Annotated in this window: 10 protein-coding genes; 1 reads left to right on the forward strand and 9 read right to left on the reverse strand. The window is 71.7% G+C overall.

What is annotated here, in order from left to right; genetic code table 11:
* Nucleotides 1–39: 39 nt before the first annotated feature.
* The 3 genes from AB0I38_RS20885 to AB0I38_RS20895 all read right to left on the reverse strand — a co-directional run bounded on the left by AB0I38_RS20885 (nucleotide 40) and on the right by AB0I38_RS20895 (nucleotide 4,191).
* The gene (locus AB0I38_RS20885; protein ID WP_358470233.1) at nucleotides 40–1,413 is read right to left on the reverse strand and encodes an acyl-CoA carboxylase subunit beta; all 1,374 of its coding nucleotides are present in this window, start codon (nucleotides 1,411–1,413) and stop codon (nucleotides 40–42) included.
* Nucleotides 1,410–2,603 (reverse strand): cytochrome P450, encoded by a 1,194-nt coding sequence (locus AB0I38_RS20890; protein ID WP_358470236.1) that lies wholly within the window; start codon nucleotides 2,601–2,603, stop codon nucleotides 1,410–1,412. Before AB0I38_RS20890 ends, AB0I38_RS20885 begins: the two co-directional genes overlap by 4 nt.
* A gap of 97 nt (nucleotides 2,604–2,700) precedes the next feature.
* Nucleotides 2,701–4,191: an MFS transporter gene (locus tag AB0I38_RS20895; protein WP_358470239.1), complete on the reverse strand. Its 1,491-nt coding sequence runs from the start codon at nucleotides 4,189–4,191 to the stop codon at nucleotides 2,701–2,703.
* Nucleotides 4,192–4,327: 136 nt separating this feature from the next.
* Between AB0I38_RS20895 and AB0I38_RS20900 the strand changes: the two genes are divergently transcribed.
* Nucleotides 4,328–5,695: a class I adenylate-forming enzyme family protein gene (locus tag AB0I38_RS20900; RefSeq protein WP_358470242.1), complete on the forward strand. Its 1,368-nt coding sequence runs from the start codon at nucleotides 4,328–4,330 to the stop codon at nucleotides 5,693–5,695.
* Nucleotides 5,696–5,739: 44 nt separating this feature from the next.
* Here AB0I38_RS20900 and AB0I38_RS20905 read toward each other — a convergent pair whose 3' ends face one another.
* From AB0I38_RS20905 to AB0I38_RS20930, 6 genes are all read right to left on the reverse strand, one after another.
* Complete coding sequence (locus AB0I38_RS20905; RefSeq protein ID WP_358470245.1) at nucleotides 5,740–6,279, reverse strand: DUF1697 domain-containing protein; 540 nt, start codon at nucleotides 6,277–6,279, stop codon at nucleotides 5,740–5,742.
* Nucleotides 6,280–6,284: 5 nt separating this feature from the next.
* The gene (locus AB0I38_RS20910; RefSeq protein WP_358470247.1) at nucleotides 6,285–7,346 is read right to left on the reverse strand and encodes a flavin-containing monooxygenase; all 1,062 of its coding nucleotides are present in this window, start codon (nucleotides 7,344–7,346) and stop codon (nucleotides 6,285–6,287) included.
* A 106-nt stretch (nucleotides 7,347–7,452) separates the two neighbouring features.
* On the reverse strand, nucleotides 7,453–7,851 hold the full coding sequence (locus AB0I38_RS20915; protein ID WP_358470249.1) for a DUF3224 domain-containing protein: 399 nt from the start codon (nucleotides 7,849–7,851) through the stop codon (nucleotides 7,453–7,455).
* 76 nt (nucleotides 7,852–7,927) lie between these two features.
* On the reverse strand, nucleotides 7,928–9,181 hold the full coding sequence (locus AB0I38_RS20920; protein ID WP_358470252.1) for a beta-ketoacyl synthase N-terminal-like domain-containing protein: 1,254 nt from the start codon (nucleotides 9,179–9,181) through the stop codon (nucleotides 7,928–7,930).
* On the reverse strand, nucleotides 9,178–9,417 hold the full coding sequence (locus tag AB0I38_RS20925; RefSeq protein ID WP_358470255.1) for a phosphopantetheine-binding protein: 240 nt from the start codon (nucleotides 9,415–9,417) through the stop codon (nucleotides 9,178–9,180). The genes AB0I38_RS20920 and AB0I38_RS20925 overlap by 4 nt, the downstream gene beginning before the upstream one ends.
* Nucleotides 9,414–10,631, reverse strand: coding sequence for a hydroxymethylglutaryl-CoA synthase family protein (locus AB0I38_RS20930; protein ID WP_358470258.1), 1,218 nt, complete (start codon nucleotides 10,629–10,631; stop codon nucleotides 9,414–9,416). The genes AB0I38_RS20925 and AB0I38_RS20930 overlap by 4 nt, the downstream gene beginning before the upstream one ends.
* Between the last annotated feature and the right edge of the window lie 100 nt (nucleotides 10,632–10,731).

Consider the following 10,731-nt stretch of genomic DNA (forward strand, 5'->3'; position numbering starts at 1 on the left):
GGGGCCGCCGTGCTGCCTGCTCAATAGTGAGCAGGGGCTTCACAGCGGGATGTTCGTGTGGCTGCCGCGCAGCGGCACCGCCCGCAGCAGGGCGTCGGCGAGCCGGCGCCGGGTGTCGGCGGGCTCGATCACCTCGTCCACGACGCCGATCTCCACGGCCTTGCCGATGCCGCCGACCTCCTGCTCGTGCTCGGCGATGAGCCGGCGGCGCAACTCCTCGCGCCCGTCCTCCGGGCCGTCGCGCAGCTTCCTGCGGTGCAGGATGTCCACGGCCGCCTCGGCGCCCATGACGGCCACCTCGGCGGTGGGCCAGGCGAACACCGCGGAGGCGCCCAGGGCCCGGGAGTTCATGGCGACGTACGCGCCGCCGTACGACTTGCGGATCACCAGCGTCGCCCGGGGCACCACGGCCTCGGCGAAGGCGTGCAGCAGCTTGGCGCCGCGCCGGACCACGCCGTCCCACTCCTGACGGACGCCGGGCAGGTAGCCGGGCACGTCCACGAGCACGACCAGGGGGACACCGAGGGAGTCGCACATGCGCACAAACCGCGCCGCCTTCTCGGCGGCGGCCGCGTCGAGGCAGCCCCCCTTGCGCAGGGGGTTGTTGGCGATGACGCCGACGGTCCTGCCGGTCAACCGGCCGAGCGTGGTGACGAGGTTGGGCGCCCACTTCGGGTGCAGCTCCTCGCCGGGGCCGTCGAGCAGCCTGGCGACGATGCGGTGCACGTCGTAGGCGCGGTTGGCGCGCTCGGGGAGCAGGTCGCCGAGCCCGGCGTCGGCGCGGGCGTCGCCGGGGCGCAGCTCACCCTGGCCGCCGAGCAGGGTGGTGACCCGGCGGGCGGCGTCGATGGCGCCTTCGTCGTCGGGCGCGGTGAGATGGGCCAGGCCGCTGCGCCTGCTGTGCGGGTCGGGGCCGCCGAGGTGCTCCATGTCGACGTCCTCGCCGGTGACCTTGCGGACGACGTCCGGGCCGGTGACGAAGACGCGCCCGCTCTCGCTCATGATCACCACGTCGGTGAGCGCCGGACCGTAGGCCGCGCCGCCGGCGGCGGGGCCGAGCACGACGGAGATCTGCGGGACGGTGCCGGAGGCCCGGACCATCGCGGCGAACACCTGGCCGACGCCGTCGAGCGCGGTGACGCCCTCGCCCAGCCGCGCGCCGCCGGAGTGCCAGAGGCCGACGACGGGGATCCTCTCCCGGACGCCGAGGTCGATGGTGTCGACGATGCCGGCGCAGCCCTCGGCGCCCATCGCGCCGCCCATGCGGGTGGGGTCGGTCGCGTAGGCGACGACCGGGCCGCCGCCGATGTCACCCCGGGCGGCGAGCACGCCGCAGCCGTCGTCGCCCGGCAGCGGCCGGACGGTCCCCGGATCGAAGAGCGCGCGGACCCGGTCCCGCGGGTCGCGGCTCATTCCCAGGTCACCGGGAGCGCGTGGACGCCGTACACGAACATGTCCGAGCGGAAGGGCACCTCGTCGAGCGGCACCGCGAGGCGCAGCCCCGGGAGCCGGGCGAACAGGGTGGACCAGGCGATCTCCAGCTGGGCACGGGCCAGCAGCTGGCCCATGCACTGGTGGATGCCGAAGCCGAAGGAGAGGTGCTCCTGCCGCTCGGCGGGATCACCGAACCGGCTGAAGTCGAGCCGGTCCGGGGCGGCCCAGACCTCCTCGTCGCGGTTGGCCGCGGCCAGCACCACCACCACGCCCTCGCCCTGCCTGATGACCTGGCCGCCGACCTCGACGTCGGCGGTGGCGGCGCGGCGGGCGCCGTAGTCGATGACGGTCTGGTGGCGGATGATCTCCTCGATGGCGGCGGGCAGCGCTTCGGGCCGCTCGCGCAGCTCGGCCAGCCGGTCGGGGTTCTCCAGCAGCGCCACGGTGCCCACGCCGATCTGGTTGGCGATGGTCTCGTAGCCGGCCACCATCAGCAGCGTCGCGATGCCGACGACCTCCTCGCGGCTGACCTTGGCCGCCTCCCGGTGCGCGCCGAGACGGCTGAGCAGGTCGTCCACCGGCCGCTGCTCGCGCTCGGCCACCAGCCGCTCCAGGTAGTGCCGCAGGTCCTCGCGGACCTTCATGCGCTGCTCGGGCTCCACGTTCCGGTCGCCGATGACCTTGGTGGTCTCGTGGAAGTAGTCCCGGTCCTCGTACGGCACCCCGAGCAGCTCGGTGATGACCTGGGACGGCAGCGGCAGGGCCAGTGCCTCGACCAGGTCCGCCGGCGGCCCCTGCGCGGCCAGGTCGTCGACGAGCGTTCCGGCGATGCGCCGGATCGTCGGGCGCATCGCCTCGACCCGCCTGCGGTTGAACTCCGGCAGCAGCAGGCGGCGCAGCCGCGAGTGGTCGGGCGGGTCCATCCTGATGAAGGTGCCCGGCCCGGGAGGTTGCGAGGTGAGCCGGGCCGGGAAGCCGGGTTTGGCGAAGTCGGAGCTGAACCTGGCGTCGCCGAGCACGGCGCGGGCGTCCTCGTACCGCGTCACCAGCCAGACCTCGCTCCCGTCGAAGTCCAACCGCACGCGCGTGATGGGCCGCCCCGACTGCAGGTCCCGGTAGTCGGACGGCGGATCCAGCGGGCACGTCCTGGGGATCGGGTAGGAGTTCATGCCAGCAGCCTCGTCCGCGCGCCCGCGTCCGTCTGCTCAACTGTGAGCAGGCACGGCGGTGGCGGGGCCGCGCACGGCCCCGCCACCGACGAACGGATCAAGCCCTGGCTGTACGGTCCTGCTGCTGAGGGGCTCGCTGATCCGGCTTGCCCGCCCGCGACTTGCCCATGGACATGTCGCGCAGCGGGATCTCCTTCAGGAAGAGGCTGGCCACCAGGCCGATGCCCACCGCGATCGCGCACGCGAGGAACAGGTCGCCCAGCGCGTCCGCGAGCACCGGCGGGGCCACCCCCTCGCCGCCCTGCGCGGCGACGCCGAGCCGGCTCGACATGATCGAGCCGAGGATCGCCAGCGAGACCGGCCCCGCGATCATTCGCCAGAACTGGATCTGGCTGGTGCCGACGCCCACCTGCTCCATCGGGATCGCGCTCTGCACGACGGCCGTGGCCATCGGGAAGGCGATGCCGATGCCGATGCCGATGAGCACCATGGCGGTGATCGGCAGGCCCTGACCGCTGTCCGGCCCGACGGCCGACAGGATCAGCAGCCCGGCGACGATGGCGGCCATGGCGAACACGCCGAGGACGCGGTAGCGCGGCAGGGCCGTCATGGCCTTGCCGGCGATCGGGGCCATGAGCATCAGGCCGAGCATCATCGGGATGAGCAGGGTGCCGGAGTGGGTCGCGCTCACGCCGAGCACGCCCTGGTAGAGCAGCGGCACGTAGAAGGCCGTACCCATCATGGCGAACGCGGAGAAGAAGGCCACCACGGCCATGACGGAGACCTGGTTGCTCCGGAACAGCGCGAACGGCACCAGCGGGTTCTTGGCCACCCGCGTCTCCACGAGATAGAACACCACGAGCAGCGCGGCGCCGCCGACCAGCAGCGCGAGAACCTCGGGCGAGGTCCAGGCGTGCCCGTCGCCGGTGAGCGTGAGCCCGATCAGGATCGGGACGAGCCCGGCCACGAGCGTGACGACGCCGGCGAAGTCGATGTCGCGCCAGCTCGCGCCGCTGCGCACGAACGGGACGCCGATCAGCACGGCGGCGATCGCGAGCACGCCGATGGGCACGTTGACGTAGAAGACCCAGCGCCAGCTCCAGCTGTCGGTGATGAACCCGCCGAGCGGCGGCCCGATCACCATGCTGAGGCCGGAGAAGCCGAAGAAGACTCCCTGCATCTGGGTACGGCGCTCCGGCGTGTAGATGTCGGCCAGCAGCGTGAAGACGTTGGCCATCAGCACGCCGCCGAACAGCCCCGCCAGTCCTCGCGCGCCGACCAGCTGGGGCATCGTCTGGGCCGCGCCGCACAGCCACGACGCCACCAGGAAGCCCGCCAGGCCGACGAGGAGCACCGGTTTGCGGCCGAACAGGTCGCCGAGCTTGCCGGCGATCGGTACGACGACGGCTGCCGCGACCGCGTAGGAGACCCCCACCCACGCGTACAGCGACAGGCCGTTCAGGTCGCCGGCGATCCGGGGCATGGCCGCCCCCACCACCGAGACGTCGATCGAGGCCAGGGCCAGGGCCAGGAGTGCGCCGATGGTGGCGAACAGCTGGCCGCGCGTACTCGAACCGGTTTGGTTCATGTCATCGCCTCCCTTGTTCTTGGCAGCCGTCCCACTTCTTCTCGGACCATGCCGACTCCAGCCCACACGAAGCCGCTCCCCGGGTCTGCTCAACACTGAGCATCCGGAGAGCGGCCGGCTTCCTACCATCGGCCGCATGACGACGACTCCGGCAGACCTGTTCGGCGCCCGTGCGGGCGATCATGTGGCGCTCGTCGTGGACGGCGAGCGCGAGCTGAGCGTGGCGGACTGGACCGCCCGGTCACAGGAGCTGGCCGGGCGGCTGGCCCCGGTCAGGACGGCGCTGCGTCATGACGACTGGATCGAGCACGCGGTGGCCGCCCTGGCCGTGCACCTGGCCGGCGGCACCGTGCTCGGCCTGCCGCCCGCGCTGCCGGAGAAGGAGGTGCGCGCCCGCCTGGCCGAGTGCGGGGTCGGCCAGGTGCTGCCCGGCCCGATCGGCGACCCCGCGGGCGGGCGGAACAACTCACGGAACAGCGCACGGAACGGCGCGCGGGACGACTCATCGGACGACCACGTGGCCGAGATCCTCTACACCTCGGGCACGACCGGCCGGCCCAAGGCCGTGGCGGTCCCCGTCGCGAACCTCACCTACGGCCACGAGGGCCGCGGGAAGCTGTTCACCGGCGTGGACGGGGTGCTCGCCGCCGTCCCGCTGGGCACGAACGCCGGGCACAGCGCGCTGATGACGGCGATGACCGCCCCGGCCACCACGCACGTGCTGACCGACCTCGGGCCGGAGAACGTGGCCCGCATGCTCCAGAAGCTGCGGGTGCCGATGGCGATCGTCCCGCCGTCCACCGCGACCCGCATGGTGGCGCACGGGTGGCACGAGCGGTTCGACCTGTCCGGCCTGCGGGCGCTCATGCTGGGCTCGGCGCCGGTGCCGATGGCCACGGTCGCCCGGCTCATGGCGGCCCTGCCGGGCGTCCGGATCGTCATCGGCTACGGCTCGACGGAGTCGGCCCCCGCCTTCGTGCACCGCCCGGTGGAGACGCCGCCCACCGAGGCGGACGAAGGGCTGCTGGGCCGGCCGAGCGCGGGCACCGAAGTGAAGATCACCGAGGCGGGCGAGATCTGCCTGCGCTCCGACGCCCCGCCCCGCTACTACCTGAACGACGCCGCCGCCGGCGAGCGGACCTTCCGCGACGGCTGGACCCACATGGGCGACCTGGGCGACCTGGACGGAGCGGGGCGGCTGCGCTTCTTCGACCGCGCCGCCGACGTCATCACGTCCGACGGGCGCCGGGTCTCCTCTCTGCGGGTCGAGCACGCGCTGCACTGGCATCCCGAGGTGATCGAGGCGGCCGCGTTCGAGGGGCCGCAGGGCCTCACCGCGGCCGTCGTGCTGCGCTCCCCCGTGCCCGAGAGTGAGCTGAGCGCCTTCGCCGCCGACCGGCTCGAACCGGCCGAACGGCCGGCGCGTTACGTCGTCACCGAAACGCTGCCGCGCGGCCCTATCGGCAAGACCCTCAAGCGCGTGCTGGCCCGCACGGCCGGATGACTCGCGCCGGCCGGTTCGGGCTAGCTCGCGCCGGCCAGTTCGGGCTAGCTCGCGCCGGCCAGTTCGTGCAGCTTGGTGACGGTCTTCCAGTTGCGGGCGGTGGCGGTCAGGCCGAGCTTCTTCTCCCAGAAGGAGTACGACAGCTTGGTGTTGCGCACCCCGTTGGGGCACCACACGTAGATCTCCTCGCCGACCTGCTTGAACACGTCCGGCTTGAAGGCGTCCGGGTCGAGCTCCTTGATCGGCTTGCTCTCCGGCTTCCCGGACAGGAACGTGACCAGGTAGAGGGCGTGATCGTCGGCCACGTCGCCGAGCGGGTCGGCCTTGAGGATCTCGCCGAGCCGGGTGCCCGTCCTGGCCAGGACGGGCACGTTGACGCCCAGGTCGCGGGCGAGCGCGGCCTCGATCTCGGCCGCCGCCTTTTCGGGGCTCTTGCCGCTGGTGTAGACGACGTTGCCACTCTGCAGATGCGTCTTGACGTCCTCGAAGCCGAGGCCCTCCAGCAGTTCGCGGAGCTTGGCCATGCTCACCATGTTCCGGCCGCCGACGTTCACGCCGCGCAGCAACGCCACCTGCCTGGACATGTCGCTCAACCCCTTCTGCCGGCCACCGCTTGGGGACGGAACTGCCTGATGCGCTCGACCAGATAGGCCGCGTCGTCCTTTACCCACCAGATGAGCGCCGAACCGTAGGAGTGCTGGCACTGCATGCCGAGGATGTAGAGCCCGGGGGCGGCCGTCACGCCGCGCTCCTGCGCCGGGGTGCCGCCGTCGTCCAGCACCGGCACGCGCATCCAGGAGTAGTCGTAGCGGAAGCCGGTGGCCCAGACGACGGCGTCGACCTCGGCCGAGCGGCCGTCCTCGAAGCGCAGCGTGCGGCCCTCGGCGCCGACCGTGCGGCCCACGAGCTCGAACCCGTGCCGCCTGGCCTGCTTCTTCAGGCTCGGCCCCACCAGGATCGTCTTCTTGTGCAGGCGGTCGCGCTCGCCCATCAGCGGCTTGGCGATCAGCCCGAACTTGTCGCCCCACCAGTGCAGGCCCTTGCCCAGGAAGCGGCGGCCGAAGTGCGGCAGCGGCGAGCCCTGCGACAGCAGGACGCGGCGATCGGCGGCCAGCTCGGGCGCGATCTGGGCGCCGGAGTTGGCGGCGCCGACCACGACGACCGTCCCGCCGGGCACCTGGGACGGGTTGTGGTAGTGGCCGGTGTGCACCTGGAAGACCTCCGGGTCCAGCCTGCTCGCGAGGTCTGGCAGCTTCGGCAGCCGGTAGGCGCCGGTCGCGACGATCACCTGGGGCGCCTCGAACGTGCCCTTCGTGGTCTCCAGCCGGTAGCCGCCTTCGATGGGTTCCAGGGAGGTGACGCGGGTGCCGAGCCTGACCGGCAGGTCGAACTCCTTGCCGTACGCCTCCACGTAGTCGGCCATCTCGTCCTTGCTCGGGAAGCGGTTCTTCCTGCCGGGGAAACGCAGGCCGGGCAGGGCGCAGTACTCGGCGATCGTGAAGAGCTCCAGCGAGTCCCAGCGCTGCCGCCACGCCTCGCCGAGCCGGGGCTCCTCGTCCAGGATGACGAAGGGGATGCCGGCCTGCTTCAGGTAGTAGCCCGCGACGAGCCCGCTCTGGCCGCCACCGACGACGATCACTTCAGTGTCCATGCGGCCATCGTTGCGCGGGGGCACGGGCCGGTCTGCTCAACACTGAGCATCTCCTGACATGCGAGTACGCGGGGCGCGTGGCCCCGCGTACCCGTGCAGGAAGCGCCTACTTGAGGGTGTAGTTCAGGGTGACGTCCGCCGAGCCGTCGCTCTTGGAGACGTAACCCCCCTTGCCGCTCAGCCCCTTCAGCTCGTCGGTGCCGGAGTCCGGCACGACGAACCAGTCGGCCTTGGCCTTGCCGCCGTCGAAGGTGCCGGTCGTCTGCAGCACGAAGGAACCCTTCTTGCCGCGGACGCTCCCGACGACCTTCTGCAGGCCGACGAAGCTGGCGTCGCTGTCGCTGGCGTAGGCCATGAGGTACTCGGCCCGGCCCTCTCCTTCGATGTCACCGCTGAACGCGTTGGTGACGTGGGCCTGAGTGAGCTTGGGCTGGCCCTTCTTCTCCTCGTAGGGCTTCTCGTCCCATCCGGTGATCTGGTACGAGCCCTTACCTTGGGTGGTCATGTCAGCTCCTTCTTTGCTCTCTGTTGCGCTACCCCTGACCCTGGGCGGTATGCGTTCACCGGCGGTCTACCGCCGCTCAACGCTCGCGCCCGAGGACTATGCAGGTGTTGAAGCCGCCGAAGCCGAAACTGTTGGACAGCGCGTAACGGATGTCGGCGTCGCGGAGCCTGCCCGGCGCCAGGCGGCAGTCGTCGTTGATCGGATGGCGCAGGTTCAGGTTGGGGTGGACGAAGCCGTGACGCATCTGCACCACGGTGGCGATCGCCTCCACCACGCCCGCCGCGCACATGCAGTGCCCGACCAGCCCCTTGGTGGAGTTGACCCACGGCCGGCCGAAGCTGTCGCCCAGCGCCCGGCGCAGCGCGGCCAGTTCGGCCAGGTCGCCGCTCGGCGTCGCCGTGGCGTGGGCGTTGACGTAGTCGATGTCGCGCGCCCCCACGCCCGCGTTGGCCATGGCGTTGACCATCACCTTGGCCTCGCCCTCCTCGCGCGGGTCGGGCAGGCTGTTGGCGTCCAGCTTCAGGTCGTAGCCGCACAGCTCGGCCAGGGCCGTCGCGCCGCGGGCGGCGGCCGAACGGGCGCTCTCCAGCACGACGCAGCCGGCGCCCTGGCCCGGCACGAACCCCTCGTGGTCCTCGTCGAACGGCCGGCACCTGGCCTTGTTGGGCTCCTCGACGCCGGCGACCGCGCCCAGCGTGGCCAGGCCGCGCTTCTCCATCGGCGACAGGTCGGTCATGGCGCCCACCACCAGGCAGACGTCCACGGCCCCCGACTCCACCAGCCGGCCGGCGTTGATGATGCCCACGTTCCCGCTGGCCGAGGCGCCGCCCACGGTGTAGCCCTCGCCTCTGATGCCGAACACCTGGCTGAGCGTGCCGACCCGGTCGGTGTCCATGAAGTGCAGGGCGAACCTGGCCGGCAGGTGGGCCGGGTTGTCCTCGTACTTGGGATGCAGGTCGTGCGCGTAGCCGGAGCTGAGGTTGTGCCCGGCCACGACCAGGCCCATCCGCTCCGGGTCGGCCTTCGCCTCGTGCAGCCCCGCCTGCTCGAACGCCTGCATGGCGGCGACCAGGTCCATCTGCAGCGGCTCCGGCGAGCGGCTCGCGGCGCGCAACGCGCCGCGCCGCGTCTCCTCGGGCAGACGATGGCGCGCCGCCACGGCGTCCTTGAAGCGGAAGCCTTTGACCAGCGCGGCCAGCCGGGGGCCGCCGTCGCCGGGGTCAGGCACCGGGCCGATCCCGCACCGGCCCGCCCGCAGCGCCCTGGTGAACGACGGCACGGTGGAGGCGATCGAGCAGACGATGCCCATGCCGGTGACGACGACCCTCATGAGTGCCTCGCCAGCAGGTCCACCAGGGACCGGATGTCGTGCACCTCCTGGAACTCCGACACCGGCACGGTCAGCCCGAGGTCCTCCATGCTCATGGTGACCACGTCGGCCCTGTCGACGCTGTTGGCCCCCAGGTCGGTCAAGGTGCCCTCGGCCGTCACGTCGCCGGGCCGCAGGTCCGGCAGCACCTTCAGGACGTTCTCTTTGACGGTCTCGAAAATCTGCGTGTTGGTCATGGTGTCAGCCATTCGTAGGTTCGGTGATAGTCCTTCGTCCCGGTGTTCACCAGGAGGTCACGGTCGAAGCGGGCCCGGCCGAGCAGGTGCTCGTACGCCCCCACGTCGACCTCCCTGTCCCGCTCCGGCACGAGGCAGGTGAGCGTGGCGGGCAGCAGTGCCGCGTACTCGTCGAAGCCGAGCTCGCAGCGGCCGTCCAGCTGCTCGCCGATCCGCATCGCGGCCAGCGTCCGCGCCGACTCCTCGTCCACCAGGCCGCTGAAGAACTCCGAGGAGCAGCCGGAGCCGTAGGAGTAGAGGCCGACCCGGGCCGCGCCGTCCAGGCTGGCGTTGTCGATCAGGCTGGCCAGCGCCAGGTAGACCGAGCCGGAGCAGAGGTTGCCCACCCGGCTCGGGTAGGCCAGCGACGGCAGCATCCGCCGCTCGAAGTCCTCCTCGACCGACGCCGTGCCGCCCCCCGACTCCCGCATCAGCTTGCGGTGCGCGGCCTTGACCATCCCGGCGAACGGGGTGTGCATGGCCAGGTAGTCGAAGGTGGTGGCGAAGTCGGCGTTCTCCACCTTGTTCCGGTAGCCGGCCAGGCAGCTCGTGAGGCAGTCGAGGTAGGCGAACAGCGAGCGGTCGGAGTCGGCGACGTCGAACGTCGGCTCCGGCCGCGCCGAGTCCATCGTCTCGTAGCTGTGGTTGCCGAACGCCCCCAGGTCCAGGTCCAGGATGCGCGGCCGGTCACTGATCAGCACGGCCGCCGCCCCGGCGCCCATCGCGGGCTCGGCGTAGGCGGCCCGCTCGTCCACCAGCGCCACGTCCGTCGCGATCACCAGCGCCTTCGCGCCGGGCGACACGCCCGAGGCGACGTAGGCGGCGGCGAGCTGGACCGCGGCCGTCGCCGCGTAGCATGCCTGCTTGACCTCCACGACGCGGCAGCTCTTCGGCAGGCCGAGGTACTCGTGCGCGTAGGAGGCCACCGACTTGCTGTAGTCCAGGCCGGACTCGGTGGAGGTGATCAGGATCTCGATGCGGTCGTCGGCGGCGATCGGCCGGGCGGCGTTGACCGCGTTCGTCACCGGGTCCTCGAAGGGCAGGCCGACCGAGCGGTTGCGCATCATCAGGTTGCCCAGGCGCTCGGTGTCCAGCCCGCGCCCCTCGAACAGCGCCGGCACCGGGATCTGGGCCAGGCCGCAGTAGACGTTGAGTGCCTCGATGCCGACGTTCATCGAGCACCTACAGCGTGGATGCTCCGTCCTTCAGGGCGGGGAGGAAACGCGGAACGGTCGGACACTTCGGGCTCCCGGTTTTGTCGGTGCGGGTCGGTAG

Source organism: Nonomuraea cavernae, assembly GCF_040655715.1.
Lineage (GTDB): Bacteria > Actinomycetota > Actinomycetes > Streptosporangiales > Streptosporangiaceae > Nonomuraea > Nonomuraea cavernae_A.